The sequence below is a fragment of the Micromonospora sp. WMMD730 genome (genome assembly GCF_049178955.1).
GTDB classification, from domain to species: Bacteria; Actinomycetota; Actinomycetes; order Mycobacteriales; family Micromonosporaceae; genus Micromonospora; species Micromonospora wenchangensis.
Genome location: NZ_JBMHML010000002.1, coordinates 6,991,625 through 7,007,328, shown reverse-complemented (window position 1 = coordinate 7,007,328; position 15,704 = coordinate 6,991,625). Strand labels below are relative to the sequence as shown.

16 protein-coding genes and 1 pseudogene are annotated in these 15,704 nt (G+C 71.2%); 7 read left to right on the top strand and 10 right to left on the bottom strand.

The genetic code is table 11. The features are described 5' to 3' along the window. Positions 1-47: 47 nt before the first annotated feature. From ACN265_RS29990 to ACN265_RS29975, 4 genes are read right to left on the bottom strand one after another with little or no spacing between them, the layout of a single operon-like run. Positions 48-695, bottom strand: coding sequence for an isochorismatase family protein (locus ACN265_RS29990; RefSeq protein ID WP_421410782.1), 648 nt, complete (start codon positions 693-695; stop codon positions 48-50). Positions 696-715: 20 nt separating this feature from the next. After that, on the bottom strand, positions 716-1,489 hold the full coding sequence (locus tag ACN265_RS29985) for a 2,3-dihydro-2,3-dihydroxybenzoate dehydrogenase (protein ID WP_204925673.1): 774 nt from the start codon (positions 1,487-1,489) through the stop codon (positions 716-718). Then, positions 1,486-3,051, bottom strand: a complete 1,566-nt coding sequence (locus tag ACN265_RS29980) for an AMP-binding protein (RefSeq protein WP_421410781.1) — start codon at positions 3,049-3,051, stop codon at positions 1,486-1,488. Before ACN265_RS29980 ends, ACN265_RS29985 begins: the two co-directional genes overlap by 4 nt. A 2-nt stretch (positions 3,052-3,053) precedes the next feature. Continuing rightward, positions 3,054-3,569 carry an SRPBCC family protein gene (locus tag ACN265_RS29975; protein WP_420118588.1) on the bottom strand — a complete coding sequence of 172 codons (516 nt, stop codon included), beginning with the start codon at positions 3,567-3,569 and terminating at the stop codon, positions 3,054-3,056. Positions 3,570-4,557: 988 nt separating this feature from the next. On the opposite strand from ACN265_RS29975, the gene ACN265_RS29970 reads away from it, so the two are divergent. From ACN265_RS29970 to ACN265_RS29940, 7 genes are all read left to right on the top strand, one after another. Then, entirely contained in the window at positions 4,558-5,004 is a 447-nt protein-coding gene (locus ACN265_RS29970) for a cobalamin B12-binding domain-containing protein (RefSeq protein ID WP_204925676.1), read from the top strand. Continuing rightward, the gene (locus ACN265_RS29965; RefSeq protein WP_421410780.1) at positions 5,001-6,281 is read left to right on the top strand and encodes a methylaspartate mutase; all 1,281 of its coding nucleotides are present in this window, start codon (positions 5,001-5,003) and stop codon (positions 6,279-6,281) included. Before ACN265_RS29970 ends, ACN265_RS29965 begins: the two co-directional genes overlap by 4 nt. Positions 6,282-6,293: 12 nt before the next feature. After that, positions 6,294-7,250, top strand: coding sequence for an amino acid ABC transporter substrate-binding protein (locus ACN265_RS29960; RefSeq protein WP_421410779.1), 957 nt, complete (start codon positions 6,294-6,296; stop codon positions 7,248-7,250). Between the two features lie 77 nt (positions 7,251-7,327). Continuing rightward, on the top strand, positions 7,328-8,338 hold the full coding sequence (locus ACN265_RS29955; protein ID WP_421410778.1) for a DMT family transporter: 1,011 nt from the start codon (positions 7,328-7,330) through the stop codon (positions 8,336-8,338). 1 nt (position 8,339) lies between these two features. Then, positions 8,340-9,410, top strand: coding sequence for an aspartate-semialdehyde dehydrogenase (locus tag ACN265_RS29950; protein WP_421410777.1), 1,071 nt, complete (start codon positions 8,340-8,342; stop codon positions 9,408-9,410). Then, positions 9,407-10,465, top strand: a complete 1,059-nt coding sequence (locus ACN265_RS29945; RefSeq protein WP_421410776.1) for an aspartate kinase — start codon at positions 9,407-9,409, stop codon at positions 10,463-10,465. The genes ACN265_RS29950 and ACN265_RS29945 overlap by 4 nt, the downstream gene beginning before the upstream one ends. Before the next feature lie 172 nt (positions 10,466-10,637). Then, positions 10,638-11,030, top strand: a complete 393-nt coding sequence (locus ACN265_RS29940) for a Fur family transcriptional regulator (RefSeq protein ID WP_145917370.1) — start codon at positions 10,638-10,640, stop codon at positions 11,028-11,030. 67 nt (positions 11,031-11,097) lie between these two features. Here the strand turns inward: ACN265_RS29940 and ACN265_RS29935 are convergent. The 6 genes and pseudogenes from ACN265_RS29935 to ACN265_RS29910 all read right to left on the bottom strand — a co-directional run. Beyond that, positions 11,098-11,328 (bottom strand): annotated as a pseudogene (locus ACN265_RS29935) (SCO5389 family protein); the annotation flags it as partial. Between the two features lie 181 nt (positions 11,329-11,509). After that, a complete protein-coding gene (locus ACN265_RS29930) occupies positions 11,510-11,908 on the bottom strand; it encodes a peptidase inhibitor family I36 protein (RefSeq protein WP_421410775.1) in 399 nt (132 codons plus the stop codon). A gap of 105 nt (positions 11,909-12,013) precedes the next feature. After that, positions 12,014-12,409 carry a hypothetical protein gene (locus tag ACN265_RS29925; protein ID WP_421410774.1) on the bottom strand — a complete coding sequence of 132 codons (396 nt, stop codon included), beginning with the start codon at positions 12,407-12,409 and terminating at the stop codon, positions 12,014-12,016. Between the two features lie 40 nt (positions 12,410-12,449). Continuing rightward, entirely contained in the window at positions 12,450-13,655 is a 1,206-nt protein-coding gene (locus tag ACN265_RS29920) for an ABC transporter permease (protein WP_421410773.1), read from the bottom strand. Then, entirely contained in the window at positions 13,652-14,317 is a 666-nt protein-coding gene (locus ACN265_RS29915) for an ABC transporter ATP-binding protein (protein WP_421410772.1), read from the bottom strand. Before ACN265_RS29915 ends, ACN265_RS29920 begins: the two co-directional genes overlap by 4 nt. Next, positions 14,314-15,576, bottom strand: a complete 1,263-nt coding sequence (locus tag ACN265_RS29910; protein ID WP_420118568.1) for a peptidoglycan-binding protein — start codon at positions 15,574-15,576, stop codon at positions 14,314-14,316. Before ACN265_RS29910 ends, ACN265_RS29915 begins: the two co-directional genes overlap by 4 nt. Positions 15,577-15,704 lie beyond the last annotated feature (128 nt).

Here is a 15,704-nt window from a genome sequence, read left to right as displayed (position 1 = left end):
GTTCCGGCCGGTCGGGGATACGACGGTGGGCGCGGCCCGGCCCGTGCTCAGGCGTGGGCGGCGGTGGTGACGGACAGCGCGGTGAGCAGGGTGTCGGTGTCGGCGACCACGGCGCACCGGTTCGCCGCGTAGGTCAGGGCCATCCGGTGGTCCTCGGCGGTGAAGTCGGCCACCGCGTCGGCGGCCACGAACGTCTCGATGTCGTGCGAGAACGCGTCGCAGGCGGTGGCCAGCACGCCGACGTGCGCGTACACGCCGCAGACGACGAGCTGGTCACGGCCGGCGGCGCGGATGCGGTCCAGCAGGTCGGTGCGGTGGAACGCGCTGTAGCGCCACTTGGTGAACACCCAGTCCCCGACGGCGGGGGCCAGCGCCGGGTCGACCCGACGCTGCTGCGGCTCGGCGGTCATTCCCGGCCCCCAGAAGTCGGCGAGCAGGCCCCGTTGCAGCGGGGTCATCGAGCCCGGCTGCGCGGTGTACGCCACCGGCACCCCCAGCTCGGCGCAGCGGGCCCGCAGCCGGGCCGCGTTGTGCCGCAGGGCCCGGCCCGGCTGCGCGTCGGGCGGGAACGGACGCAGGAAGTAGCCCTGCATGTCGTGGACGAGCAGCACCGCGCGGGCCGGGTCGGGCACCCAGCCGACGGTGTTGCCGGGCAGGTCGGGAAGGTTGTACCGGATGGTGTCCGGGATGCCCACGGTTGCCTCCTCGGTCGGGCTCAGACGCCGAGCGTGGCGCCGCCGTCGACGGTCAGGTGCTGCATGGTGATGTGCCGGGCGTCGTCGGAGATGAGGAACAGCACGGCGGCGGCGATGTCGGCCGGGTCGGCGATCCGGCCGAGCGGAATGCCCACCCGGTACGCCTCCGGCACCCCGCCGATGGTGGAGCGCCGGGCGGCGTCGTCGGGCAGCAGCGCGGCCAGCATCGGGGTGTCGGTGGAACCGGGGGCCACCACGTTGCACCGGATGCCGTACCTGGCGAGTTCCAGCCCGAGCGCCTTGGTGAACGCGGTGGCCGCCGCCTTGGACGCCCCGTACGCCGACATGCCGGCGCGGGCGGTGCCGGCGGCGTTGGAGGCGACGGTGACGATGGTGCCGCGTCGTCGGGGCACCATCCGGTCGGCCACCGCCCGGCAGGTGTGGAACACCCCTGTCGCGTTGACCGCGAAGGTGTGCTGCCAGTCCTCCTCGGTCAGCGTGCGGGCCTCGCCCGAGCGCAGCACCCCGGCGGCGTTGACCAGCGCGTCGATCGGTCCGAGCGTCCGTTCGACGGTGTCCACCAGGTCGCGTACCGCCGCGCCCGAGCGGACGTCGGCCGGGTACGCGGTCAGCGGCAGCCCGGCGGAACGGGCCTCGTCCACGGTGGCCCGCAGCCGGTCGGCGTCGCTGTCGACGGCGGCGACCGGGGTGCCGCGCCGGGCCAGTGCCCGCGCCACCTCGGCGCCGATCCCGCCGGCCGCGCCGGTGACCAGGGCCGTGCCGTCGGTGCTCACCGACCGACACCTTCGGCGACGAGCGCCCGGGCCAGCTCCAGCCGCTTGATCTTGGTGGTGGCGGTGTGCGGCAGGTCGGCCAGCCGGCGGTGCACCGGGTCGGCCATCGGCGGCAACCCCTGGGCCGCCGCCTGCCAGGCGTCGAGGTCGAGGGGCTTGTCGTCGCGCGTGCACACCACCGGCACCGGCCGGCCCTCGGTGCCCACGATGATCACCTCGGTGAGGTCGCTCATCCGGGCCAGCAGGTGGTCCTCGGCGACCAGGGTGCTGCCGAAGCCGGGCACCACGTCGACCTCGCGGTCGAGCAGGTGCAGGCAGCCCCACCGGGTGCGGTAGCCGACGTCGCCCATCTTCCACCAGCCGCCGTCGACCTGGGCCGCGTAGCGTTCCGGCTCGCCGAGGAAGGTGACCGCCCGTCCGTCGCTGCGGGCCTCGATCCGACCCGGCGACTCCCGGGTCGGGGGTCGGCCGTCGACCGACACGACCCGGATATCGGTCATGCCGGGGAACGGCACGCCGACGCAGCGCCCGTCGTGCTCCGGCTCCCACCGCCTGCTGTACGTCCGACCGACCACCGGGCCGGTTTCGCTCTGGCCGTAGAGCTGGGCGAACTTCGGGTTGCGGTGCTCGGAGGCGGCGAGCATCCGGCGGATGGTGCGCGGGTGGATCGCGTCGAACGTGCTGCTGAAGTAGCGGACGCTGGCCAGCGGCCGGCGCGGGTCCTCGGCCAGTTCCTCCCAGCGCAGGAACGAGTTGGGGTGCGCCTCGATCACGCCGGGCCGGAACCGGGTGAGCAGTTCGGCGGCGCGCGCCGGGTCGTCGTCGGCGAGCACGATCAGCGGTACGCCGCGCGACAGCGCCAGCGTCATCGCGCTGATCGCCCGGGAGTGCACGAACGACACGTGCAGCAGCAGCGGTTCCCGGCGGCGGACCAGCGCGGCGATTGTGGCCTGCGGCCGGTACCGGGCCTGGAGCGACCGGCCGGTGTGCACCGCCATCTTGGGGATGCCGGTGGTGCCGGAGGTGTGGGTGACCAGCGACGGATGGTCGGCGGGCATGGTCACCGGCGCAACCCGGGGTACGCCGGCCAGCTCGGCCAGCGCGGTACCCGCCGGGTGGGTGCCGGCGGCGAGCAGCACCCCGTCGGCCAGTTCGCCGATGCCCTCGGGCAGGGTGCCGGTCAGCTTCGTCCCGTCGGTGAGCAGGTACGCCGGGGCCGCCCGGCGCAGCAGCTCGGCGACCGTCGCACCGTCCAGCTTGGGGGAGAGCAGCACCGGTACCGCGCCGATGCGGGCGACGGCGACGGCGAGCAGCGGGATGTCGAACCCGTCCGACTTGTAGACGACCACCCGGTCGCCGGGGCGGATGCGTGCCGCCCAGAGCCGGGAGGCGAGGTCGTCGACGAGGTCCGCGAGTTCGGCCATCGCGATCCGGCGGCCGAGTTCCGGGGCGACGTCCAGGTCGTGGTCGAGGATGAGCAGGTTGGCGGGGTGCCGGGCGAGTGCCCGGTCGAACACCGTGCCGAGTCGGATTCCCTGGTTGGCGACGCGTTGCAGCAGCATGGCTACCGTCCTCCGGAGGGCTGTTCGAGGTAGGTCTTCAGCCGCGCGAGGGTCAGCCCGATGTCGCCGCGCAGCTTCTCGGTCCACTGGGTGAAGAACCGCTCGGTGGCCTCGGCGTCGAGGCCGGCGGTGATGCCCCGGATGCCCTCGGTCGCCGCGCCCATCCGGAACCGGTGGATGAGCAGGCTGCCGCCCGGGGCGGCGTCGATCTCGTACGACCAGACGCTCTCCTGTCGTTCGCCGGCGCTGTTGCGCATCGCCCAGGCGAACACCCGGCCGGGTTCGGCGCGTACCACCTCGGCGGTGGTCTGCCACTCGCCGCGGACCACCGGGGCCCAGGGCACCACGTCGTCGCTGCGCACGTTGTCGCCCCGGAACACCGCACCGACCGTGCCGGGAGTGCCGGAGATCCATTTCCCGCCCCGGCATTCCGGGCTCCACCGACCGCTGCCCGCCAGGTCGCTGACCACCTCGTAGATGTGCTGACGGGTGGCGTTCACCTCGATTTCACCGTGCACCGCGAACAATTCGCGATGGCCTTTCGCACTCACCACGGAAACCTCCTCCCGAGGGCGTGCCGGGTCACCGCACAATGGCGGCGACGGCACGGGGACGGTCGACGACGACCGGATGTTCGTCGGCTGCGCGCGGTGCGGGGGACCCCCGTGACGCGGCGGCGCCGGTGACTATGAGTGCCGCACTGATCACTGTCGATCAGGCGTGCGGGTAGACCATAGGTCGGTTGCGGGGGCCGTGCAATGCATCTCTTCGCCCCGGGTCGACCCGTCACCGTGTGTGGCAGGCCATCGTGCCTTATCTATCCCCAGGCCATCGGTGGGACGTCGTCCGTGACCCGCAGTCATCAATTGACCTGTTCAAGTGTCCCGCGATGCGGGAAGGGTGATCCGTGGCGGGGGTTTCCCGGTTCGGTCGGGCGCCTCGGGGTGAGCCGAACACGTGTCGGATCGATGATCCGGGCCCCCTGGGTGAGCGGCGGGGGAGCGATCGATGGCGGGAATGATCTGGGTCACTCCGCAGCGGGTGGTCGTCGGGTGTCGAGGGCCGCACAGTCGACCATGTCCCATTATATGGGATGCCGGGATAGATTGTTTCGATCACCCTGCGCCACTGCGGGTGGCGGCCTGCCCGGCGGGCGGTGCTGGTGGGGAGTGGCCCGCAGGCGGCGCGGGTGGGCCCTGCGCGGAGCGCCGGTGGCGGTTTGGCTACCGTCCGTATCCACCGACGACGACCCTCCGGAAGTCAACCGGGACATTGCTTGTCAGGGTTCTGGTCGCGTCCTAGACTCGGCGACCGACAGATGTGTGAGACACCCACTTACGGGGAGTTGCGGTGTTCAATGCAATGGCGGGCCTGCGCTAGCCAGATCATCTTTCTCTGACCATGGAACGGCATCTTTCGCCGAGCTTCCGCCCGGAGGCTGCGGCGGACCAGTCGTGCCCATTTTCCGTGACGATTATCCGCTAGCGAAGTGTCCTGGAGTTCGGCATGCGCCTCTCGACGGCCAACGCACCGGTCGCTGTCCTGTCCACCATTCCCTCCGACTCGCACACCTGGAACCTGGTCTACCTCCACCTGCTGCTGGAGGAGCACGGCTTCCGGGTGGTCAACCTCGGCGCCTGCACGCCGATCGACGACCTCGTCGCCGCCCACCTGCGGCACACGCCCGACCTGGTCGTGGTCAGCACCGTCAACGGCCACGGCGCGGTCGAGGGCGAGCAACTGGTCCGCCGGCTGCGCCGGCACGACCACACCACCCCCGTCGTGATCGGCGGCAACCTCGGCGTGGCCGGGTCCGCCGACGAACGGCACGTGCCCGCCCTGCTCGACGCCGGGTACACCGGCGTCTTCGTCGGCGACCGGGCCGTCGACGACTTCCGCGCCCACCTGCACACCCTGCACGCCCGCCCGCACCTGGCCGCGAGCCCGGTGTGACCCGGGGACGGTTCGCGTCGTACGTGGCCGACAACCAGGCCGCCGGTCGGTTGGTGGTGCAGCCCCGGATGGGCTTCGCCACCACCGAACAGATGCGCGGCGGCCTGCTCGCCGTCCGTGCCGCCCGGGCCACCGCCGCCGGCACCCTCACCCTGGACAGCTTCACCCGGGTCGGCGACCACGCCAGCGCCGCCCGTGCACTGGTGCACGGGCACGACCTCAACGGCTATCCACTGGTCGCGCACGGGGCGGTGATGACCCGGGCGATGCTGGAGGACATCGCCGCCGACGACTTCCCGGTCCAGGTACGACACGGCTCGGCGCTGCCGCTGGGCATCTTCCACGCCCTGCTCGACGCCGGCCTCGACGCCACCGAGGGCGGACCCGTGTCGTACTGCCTGCCCTACAGCCGGGTGCCGCTGCGGGCGGCGATCGACGAGTGGGCGGCCTGCTGCGAACTGCTCGCCACCGTGGGCGACGGGCGGGGCGCCCACCTGGAGAGCTTCGCCGGCTGCATGCTCGGACAACTCTGCCCGCCGTCCCTGCTCGTCGCGCTGGGCATCCTGGAGGGCCTGTTCTTCCGGCGGCACGGGGTACGCAGCCTGTCGCTCAGCTTCGCCCAGCAGACCAACCCCGGGCAGGACCTGGACGCGCTGCTGGCCCTGCGACACCTGGCCGCCGAGTTCCTGCCCGACTGCGACGTACACCTGGTGGTCTACACGTTCATGGGGCTGTTCCCCCGCACGCCGGCCGGTGCCGCCGAGATCCTGGCGGAGAGCGTCCGGCTCGCCGTGGCCGGTGGGGCCGCCCGGCTGATCGTCAAGACCTCGGCCGAGGCGTTCCGCATCCCCACCGTCGCGGAGAACGTCGCCGCCCTGGAGTTCGCCGCCACCCAGGCGGCCCGCTGCGCCGCACCGACCCGGCGGTCCTTCGACCCGGCCGCCTCCCCGGCGTACGCGGAGGCGCGGCTGCTCGTCGAGGCCGTGCTCGACCTGCACCCCGAGCCCGGTGCCGCCCTCGCCGCGGCGTTCGGCACCGGCCTGCTCGACGTGCCGTTCTGCCTGCACCCGGAGAACGCGAACCAGGCCCGCAGCCGGGTCGAACCCGACGGGACGCTGCGCTGGACCCGCACCGGGCGGATGCCGCTGCGGCCCGCCACCGGCCACGCCGCCGACCTCGGCTCGGCCGAACTGATCGACATGCTCGCCTTCAACCAGCGCCGCTTCGACACCCCGACCACCGAGCCGACCACGCCGGCCCTGAGCCCGGCCCGTTGACAGGGAGACCCGATGACCTCGGTCCTGACCAGCACGACCGCCCGCCTCGACCGGGTCCGCCGCCACGGCGCGGTGCGCGCCGGGGTGAGCACCGGCATCCGTGGCCTGTCCGCCCCCGACACCGACGGCCGGTGGCAGGGCCTGGACGTGGACACGGCCCGTGCGGTGGCCGCCGCCGTGCTCGGTGACGCCAACGCGGTCGAGTTCGTGCCGCTGACCCCGGACCAGCGGATGCCCGCCCTCGCCGGCGACGACATCGACCTGCTCACCTGCAACGCCACCTGGACGGTGAGCCGGGAGGCCGGCTTCGGGGCCACCTTCGTCGCCACCACCTGCTATGACGGCGGGGCGTTCCTGGTGCCCCGGGCGGCCGGCGTCACCGCCGCCGCGCAGCTCGCCGGACGCCGGATCGGGGTGCTCGGCGGCACCAGCAGCGCCGCCAGCCTCGCCCGCTACTACGCGCCGCTGGGCGCCGAGGTCGAGGTGGTGCCGTACCCGGACGCGGCGGACGCGCTCGTCGGCTACCGCGACGGCGCGGTCGACGCGTACGTCTGCGACGGGGTGGTGCTGGCGGCCGAGAAGACCCGGCTGCCGGACCCCGACGCCCACGTCGTCCTGCCCGAGCTGATCTCCCGCGAGCCGATGGGCCCGGCGGTCGCCGACGGTGACTCGCACTGGCTCAAGACGGTCCGCTGGATCATCTTCGCGCTGATCGCCGCCGAGGAGGAGGGCCTGACCTCGGCCACCGTCGGCCAGGGTGCGGCGTCGGCGCTGCTGGACGCGCAGGCCCGCCTCGGCGACACGCTCGGCCTGCCGCAGACCTGGATCGGCGACGCCGTCGGTCAGGTCGGCAATTACGGCGAGGTGTACGACCGCAGCTTCGGCGCGGCCAGCGGTCTCGACGTGCCCCGTGGCCTCAACGACCTGTGGACGTGCGGCGGCCTGATGTACGCCCCGCCGTTCGCCTGAGCACGGCCGCAGCCGAGGGGGCGGCGACCGCAACCGGAAGGGACACCATGGAGAACCACCGCAGCAGCAGGACACCGATGGTCCAGATCATCGTCGCGATGGCGGGCTGGGGCACGATCGGGGTGTTCGTCCTCGAATCCGGGCAGCCGGCGTTCAACGTGGTCTTCGCCAGGTGCGTGCTGGGCGCGGTCGCCCTCGCCGTGGCCTGCCTGGTCGGCGGCTACTTCCGCAACACCGGGCTGACCCGGCGCAACCTGCTGCTCGCCGCCGGTGGCGGGGTCTGCCTGGTGTTCAACTGGGTGTTCCTGTTCTCCTCGTTCGAGCAGACGTCGATCACCATCACCACCGTCGTCTACCACACCCAGCCGTTCTACGTGCTGTTCCTCGGCGCGCTGCTGTTCAAGGAACGGCTCACCCGGGCCAACGTCGGCTGGGTGGTGCTGGCCTTCGTCGGGCTGGTGCTGACCACCGAACTGTGGACGGCGCTGCGCGGCGGGGGACTGGACTCCCGGCAGCTCCTGGGCATCCTCAACGCGCTGGCCGCCGCCGTCCTCTACGCCCTGGCCACCATCGCCGCGAAGCAGCTCAAGGGGGTACGGCCGCAGATCACCGCACTGATCCAGGTGCTGATCGGCATTCCGCTGCTGCTGCCGTTCGTCCGCTTCGCGGCACTGCCGGCCCCGGGTGCGAGCAGCTGGATCTGGCTGGCGGTGCTCGGGGTGTTCCACACCGGCGTGCTCTACCACCTGCTCTACTCCGCCGTCCCGCACCTGCCCAGCTCCACCATCGCCGTGGTGGCGTTCGTGAACCCGGCGGTGGCGATCGTCTGCGACGTCGTCGTCTACGCCCACCGGCCCACCCTCGCCGAGATCGTCGGCATCGTGCTGATCGTGCTGTCCAGCCTCGGGGTGACGTTGCGCTGGCAACCGCTGGCCGTCCGCCGCCCGAACCCCGCGCCCGGCGAAGCGTCGACCGGGCCCGCGGTGCCCGAGCCGGCCGAGGTGCCGGTGGCGACCGGGGCACCCACTCCTCTGGTGACCGTCGACGAGGCCTGGTCACCCCACTCCGTCCTTCGAAAGCAGGGCTGACGTGACATCCTCCACCGACACCCCCGCTCTCCCCGCGACCGACCTGCGGGCCGCCACCGGCGTCGCGGTGCCGACCGCCGTCGTCGGGGCCACCGGCGCGGTGGGTCGTACCCTGATCGACCTGCTCGTCCAGCGGGGTTTCCCGGTCGGCGAGTGCGTGCCGGTGGCGTCGGCGCGCTCCGCCGGGCAGCGCATCGACGTGCCCGGCGGCACCGCCACCGTCCACGACCTCGACCGGTACGACTTCTCCGCCGTACGGCTGGCGTTCTTCTCCGCCGGCACCGGGGTCAGCGAACGACACGCCCGTCGCGCCGCCGCCCAGGGTGCCCTGGTCATCGACAACACCAACGCGTTCCGGATGGCGGCGGACGTGCCGCTGGTGGTGCCGCAGGTCAACCCGGACGTGCTGCACCGGCGGCCGGACAGCGGCATCATCGCCAACCCGAACTGCTCCACCATTCCCCTGGTGCGCCTGCTCGCCCCGCTGCGCCAGCGGTACGGCCTGCGCCGGGTCACCGTCAGCACCTACCAGGCGGCCTCCGGCCGGGGTAACCGGGGAATGGCGGAACTGCGTGCCCAGGCCGCCGCCGCGACCGACGACCCGACCCGGACGGGCCCGGTCGAGGCGTTCGGGGTGCCGCTTGCCTACAACGTGATCCCGCTGATCGACACCCTGCTCGCCGACGGCTTCACGCTGGAGGAGCAGAAGATGCGGCAGGAGAGTCGCAAGATCCTCCGCGACCCGACGCTGGACGTGACCGCCACCTGCGTCCGGGTGCCGGTGCTCAACGGGCACAGCGAGACCGTGGTGGTGGACTGCGACGCGCCGGTCGACGCCGGTGAGCTGGCCGCGCTGCTGGCCGGCGAGCCCGAGGTCCGGGTGTGGACCGACCGGCCGCCGACCCCGCGCACCCTCGACGACGCCGACCTGGTGCACGTCGGGCGGATCCGGGTCGACCCGGAGCACCCGAACCGGGTGGCGTTCTGGCTGGTGGCGGACAACCTGCGGATCGGCGCCGCGCTGAACGCGGTGCAGATCGCCGAGGTGCTGGTGGCGAGGGGGGTCCGGTGAGCCGGGTACGGGTGGTCAAGTTCGGCGGTTCCAGCTTCGCCGGTCCGGAGCACTTCCACACCGTCGCCGCCCACCTCGCCGGGCGGGTCCGCGACGGCGAGAAACTGGTGGTCGTCACCAGCGGGATGCCCGGGGCCACCGAGGAACTGCGTCGGCTCGCCACCGAACTGCATCCCGAGGTCAGCAGCCCGGCCCTGCTCGGCCTGCTGCCGTTGGCCGACACGGTCGGCGCGGCCCTGCTGCGGATCGCGCTGGAACGCGCCGGTCTGCGCGCCGAGCTGCTGCCGCCGCACCACATCGGTCTGGCCAGCAGCCCGGCGGGTGGGCAGGCCGCCGCGCTCACCGGTGTCGACCCGGTCTACCTGCACGGGCACCTCGCCGCCGCCGACGCGCTGGTGCTGCCCGGCGGTCAGGCGGCCGACGCCCACCAGCGCCCCACCTGGCTGGGTAAGAACAGCTCCGACCTGTCCGCCGTCGCGGTCGCCGCCGCGCTGCGGCTGCCGGGCTGCGACATCCACTCCGACGTCGAGGGCGTGTACGACGCCGACCCCCGGCAGGTCCCGGCGGCGCGACTGCTGCCGAGCCTGGCGTACGCCGACGTGGTGACCATGGCGCGGGCCGGCGCGAAGGTGCTGCACCCCGGGGCCGTGGAGTTGGCCGCCCGGCACGGTGTGACGGTCACCTGCCGACTGAACACCGGTGACTTCCGGGTCGGTTCGGTGATCGGCCCGACCGGTGACCCGGCGTACGCGGTGGTGGCCGACGCCCGTTCGGTGGTGCTCACCGGCGACGACCCGGACGCCGTCGAGGCGGTGCTCGCCGCCGAGGGCCTGGCCACCCTGCGGGTGGCCGGCGCGGTGGTGGCGACCGGCTCGTTCGCGGACGTGCCGGCGCTGCTCGCGGCGCGGGGCAGGACCTGCACCGTGACCGGGCAGAAGCTGCTCACCGTGCTGCGCGCCGGGGTGCCCGAGTACGAGCTGGTGCCGGCCACCGAGCTGGCGGTGGTCGCCCGGTCGCGGCACGCGGCCCTCACCACGGTCGCGGCCGTGGCCTGACCCGCCTCCGGCGGTCGTCGTCCCCCCGGGCCCGCCTCGGGCCGTGGGGTGCCCGTATCCGCAGCGCATAATGGGTACGGCCTCCGCGTGGACCGGCGGGGGCGGGGAGCAGCGACGGCCGCCGGGCGGGGCCGGGGCGACGAGCGGAGACGGCGGTACGGTGACCCAGGCGATGCCGAACGTGACCCGGAACACGCGTCAGCGCGGCGAGGTGCTGGCGCTGCTGCGCGAGGTCGACGGTTTCCACACCGCGCAGCAGCTGCACCAGATGCTGCTGGCCCGCAAGGCCCGGGTCGGGTTGACCACGGTCTACCGCACCCTGCAACTGCTCGTCGACGCCCAGGAGATCGACTCCACCCGGCTGCCCGGCGGCGAGCAGCTGTTCCGCCGGTGCAGCCAGAGCCGGCACCACCACCACCTGGTCTGCCGCCGGTGTGGCAGCACCGTCGAGGTGGCCGGGCCGGCGGTCGAGCGGTGGGCCGACCAGGTCGCCGCCCAGCACGGCTTCACCGAGGTCGGGCACACCTTCGAGATCTTCGGCACCTGCGCGGAGTGCGCCCGCTGACGACCGGCGCCACCGGGTGTGCCGGACCGGGACGGTTCTTGCCGGTCCGGCACACCCGGGCGACGGGTCAGCAGTTGCGCAGCTCGGGTGACTGGTTCAGGAGCTGGCCCCGGGTGGAGACGAACCGGCGGTAGGACTCCGAGTCGACCGCCGCCGGACGGAACGCGGCGACCCGGTGGCAGTTCTGGAACGCCAGCTTCACCCCGAAGTGGCGTTCCAGGCTGGCCCGGATGGCGTCGCTGGCCATCGCGCGCAGCAACTGCCCCCGCTCCGCGTCACCGGGCGGCGCGACGGGATTCGGCGCTTCGTGTCGGGCCGGAGGGCCAGCCGGTCGCGCCGAGTGACAGTCGCCCGGCTTCATATCGGACCTGGCGGGCGGACGCCCTGGGTGAGGCTGTTCTCGCCAGGGCGTCCTTCGCTCGGGAGGATGGAGGATCACGCCAAGTCGCGTTGGTCTCGTGGGAGCATGGTGCTGGTGGCTAGCCCCACCAGTTGGCGCTCGCCTTGTTGTTCATTCCGTAGTCGCCCAGGTTTCCGATCCGAATCCCTGGACCGAAGCTGACCTTGCTTCCGCGGTTGAACGAGTGCTCCCACAGCGTGGCCACCGCCCAGCTGTACTTGTTCTCGGCGGAACTCGCGGCGTCGTTGATGGATCGCGACGTTCCCCACCAACGCTCGTTCGTGAAGTTCGAGACGCTGCCACTGTCGTCCCAGCGACCACCGCTCCACGACGTGTCTTCGTAAAGGCACACGTCACCTGAACCGCAGACCCCGTCGTTAGCTGTAGCCGCACTTGCCCCGGCCAACACCATGATCGCTGCCGTGGTGGCGACGACGAGGGGCGCTGAAACAGTTCTTCCAAACCGCCAAATTTTCACGACGACTCCCTTGTCTTGATTTTATTGGCGGTTCCAGCCTATGGAAAGCAAGAGGGTGCGGCAAGGATCTGATCAATTCTTACGGGTCTCTGCAAGTGGGATTGACTAGGGTGAAGGGGTCCCGGATCCGTTGGCCATGATGGTGATGTTTGTCGTCTCTCCCTCGCGGGGAAGAACGAGATTTGCCTCTTTCCGGCCACCTTCAATCAGCGGGGACACGGCAATCACCCGCGCCTCGCCCACGGCACCCCCTGTCGCCAGCACCAACTTACCCGCGTCGTCGGATTTTCCGGAGGCGATGGTCTGCCCGTCGGCATCCACCAGCGAGATCTCGGCTTCAGAAAGCCCCGACGCAAGGCAGCTCGCCTTCTGCGTGTTGCACGAGTTGAGGCGGATTTCCACATCTACCTCGGTGCGGGCGGGACCTCCACAGGCGGACAGGGCCAAGGCTGACAAAACGACGCAGGCTGCTGACCGTACTTGCGGGTGACCAATCTTCACAGCGCCCTCCTGATCGGTAGATGTCACTTCTTACGCTACCTCATCGCCGCATTGCGTCGGCTGGTTCGATACGCGCCGCACGACGCGCTGGGTAGAGCCCTGCCGATAGCCCGATTGCCAAGCCGAGGCAGGGTGCCAGGGCGACCGTCCAAGGCTCGATCACCGCGGTCCACCTCCGCGCGATGGCGATGGACAAGACGAGGGAGACGCCGAGGGCGGTGCCGATGAGCCCGCCGGTCGCGCCGAGCACCGCGGATTCGGCTATGAACTGGACACCTATGTGCCACGGCCGCGCGCCCAGCGTCCGCCGCAGCCCGATCTCCTCGACCCGTTCCAAGACTGACACGAGCGTCGTATTGGCGATACCGACCGCGCCAATGACGAGACATACGACTGCCAACACGATGATCATATCGTCGAGATCGTCGGTGACCTTCGCGCGTAGCGACTGAGGGTCGCCGGCCGCTACCACCTTGAACATCTCCGGAGCTTCCGGTCGCAAAGCCAACGCTATCTGGGATGCGACAAGGGAAATTGCCCCGGCCCTCGTCTCCACCAGCATTCGGGCACGAGGTTCCTCGGGCGTGCCGAACGCGACCACGGCCGAGTTCGGGGGGATGATGACGCTGAGGAGCAGCTCGGGCAACCTCTCTACCGAGTCGACAACCGCCATCACTGAGAACGGCATGTCATTGATGAAGACCGTGGGCTGGTAGGCGAGGGTCGAGATCCCGAGCCTGTCGGCCGCCGCAGCACCCAGGATGGCCACCCGTTCCGCACGTTCTTCGTGAAAGGTGTCGAAGATCCGACCCGATCGGAGTTTGATTTCCGCTGCGGCCAGCGCACCACTGTCCGCAGCCATCACACCCACATTCGTGTCGTTGCGGACTCCGGGCGCTGCCGCAAGGTGATACCGCTCGTTCGGTACCGGCCACCACACTCCCGCAGCCGTCACGCCGTTCAGGCGGGCAATTTTCTCCGGTGCGTCCGGGAGAAAGGACGGCGGAGAGGAGATCTCCCCGGCTCTGCCGATATCCTCGACCGTGATGGTCGTCGCGGCGAGTTCGCTGAAGTGGTCATCAATCTGCGCCCCGGTCGTAGCGGCGAGGCCGAGGACCGAGACGAGCGAGGTGATGCCGAGCACCGCGCCGAGTGCCGTCAGGACCGATCGACCGGGCCTCTGCAGCAGGCCGGCCAAGGCCTCGGACATCAGGTCGAGAAAGCGGACACTGGTGCGGCGATTCACGTGACCACCCCGTCCATGACGGAGATGGAGCGCGGTGACCGATCCGCCACCGCCATGTCATGAGTGACGACGATCAGCGCCAGACCGTCACCGTGAAGTTCGTCGAAGAGATCAAGGACGTCAGCCGCGCTCCGGCTATCGAGATTCCCGGTGGGTTCGTCGCAGAGCAGCACCTGCGGCCGTCCGACGATGGCCCGCGCCACAGCGACCCGCTGCCGCTCCCCTCCGGAGAGATTGTTGGCCATCGCCTGTGCTCGACGGGCCAGTCCGACACGCTTCAGCGCCTCCATGGCCGCTGCCCGGCGCGTCTCACCCGCTATGCCCCGGTAGAGCAGGCCGAGTTCCACGTTCTCCAACGCCGAGCGCCGGGGCAGCAGGTGGAACGCCTGGAGGACGAACCCGATCTCGAAAGCGCGCAGCGCGCATCGCTTCCCTTCCGACAGCGAGCCCACATCCCTGCCCCGGAACTCGTAGCACCCGGCTGTAGGTCGGTCCAGCAGCCCGATGACGTTCAGCAGGGTCGACTTTCCGGAACCGGAGGCGCCTACCACGGAGACTCGTTCGCCGGCCGCGATCGATAGGTTCACGTCGTTGAGCGCTCGCACCGGCGGCGGACCGGCATAGGTGAGTCCGATCGCACTCAGGCGCATGAGGTCGTTCATGCGCCGGTACCCACCACGACGACGTCGCCCTCCCGCAGGCGTGCCTGGTGTAGTGGGGTGACCTCGACGAATCCACCCGCACTCGCCCCGGCGCGTACCTCGGTCCTGACGGGGACGCCGGCAGCCGGCTGGACGAGCACGGCGGATGTTCCGTCCGCACCGGCAAAGATCGCGGACGCCGGCACCACCAGGACCTTCCGCGCGCTTTTGGCGGAGGTCACCGTGACCCGCACGTCGAGATCGGCCCAACTTGACGGCAACCTGCGTAGCGACTGCAGGAGGACGACACAGTGTGGAGCCGCCCCACCCGTGCTGTCCACCACCGGCTCGCCAACCGTAGTGACCTTCGCGGCGGTCTCGTCGCCGGTGATCTCCGACGCCACGATCGCCCCCATCCCGGGTTGCACCAGAGTGGCCTGGTCCGGGGGCAGCTTCGCCTCGATGCTGAGATTCCCGGCGCCGAGGGTGAGCAGGGGCTCCTCGATCTTGCGGCCGACCTCCGCTTTCATGTCGATGACCCGGGCCGGGAACGCTGGGACGAAGACAGCTTCCGCCAACGGCAGCATCGGCCCCGTATGCGCAATCAGTTCCGTCTCTGCCGCCTTCGCGCGTTCGAAACGACGACGGGCGATGTCGACGGCATCTTGACCTGCGGCGTCGCGAACCGCGGTCCGTAGCTCGTGTTCCGCTGACTCGATGGCCGACCGAGCGGCGTCCAGGGCAGGACGATCGGCTGCTCCGCCGCGGCCTCCTGTGTCAGGAACGTCGTAACCTATCGAGCGGTACAGTCGTCGCACCGCTGACTTGGTCGATGCACCGAAGTACCCTGCCCGGTCGCCGCCCCGGTAGTGGCCCAGTCCTTTCAGGGCATGCTGAAGCTGCGTGACGTCTTCACCACTGTCTCCCGGCTTGAGGTCACGGTAGCCGGGTGTGCGCCCCGGCAGTACGACCAAGGGCCGTCCCGAGACGGCGAGAAGGACCTGCCCCGCGCGCACGGTGGCACCGGTCCTCGCCCTGACCTGGGTCACCACCTGAGCGCCGACATCGGACACCACGGGCGTGACCTCTATTCGCCGCTCGGTGACCACGGTCCCCCGTACGACTACGGTGTCCGCCAGAACCCTGCGCTCGACGGGCGCGGTCAGCACGGTGGGAGTTGGCGGCGCGGCGGCCGCTCGCCGCTCCGCCGGCGACTTCACATAGGTCGAGCCCACCAGACCGGTTACGGACAGGACAGCTGCCCCAGCGGTCAGTGCCAACCACCGTCGTCTTGTCGCCAGGCCAGCCTTCGCGGACCCGCACCGGCAAAAGCCGTCGTGTGTTTCACCGCTCATCGCGATGTCCTCCCCCTGTGCCCGTCGAGTTCGGGCACGGCGTGGTGGCATCG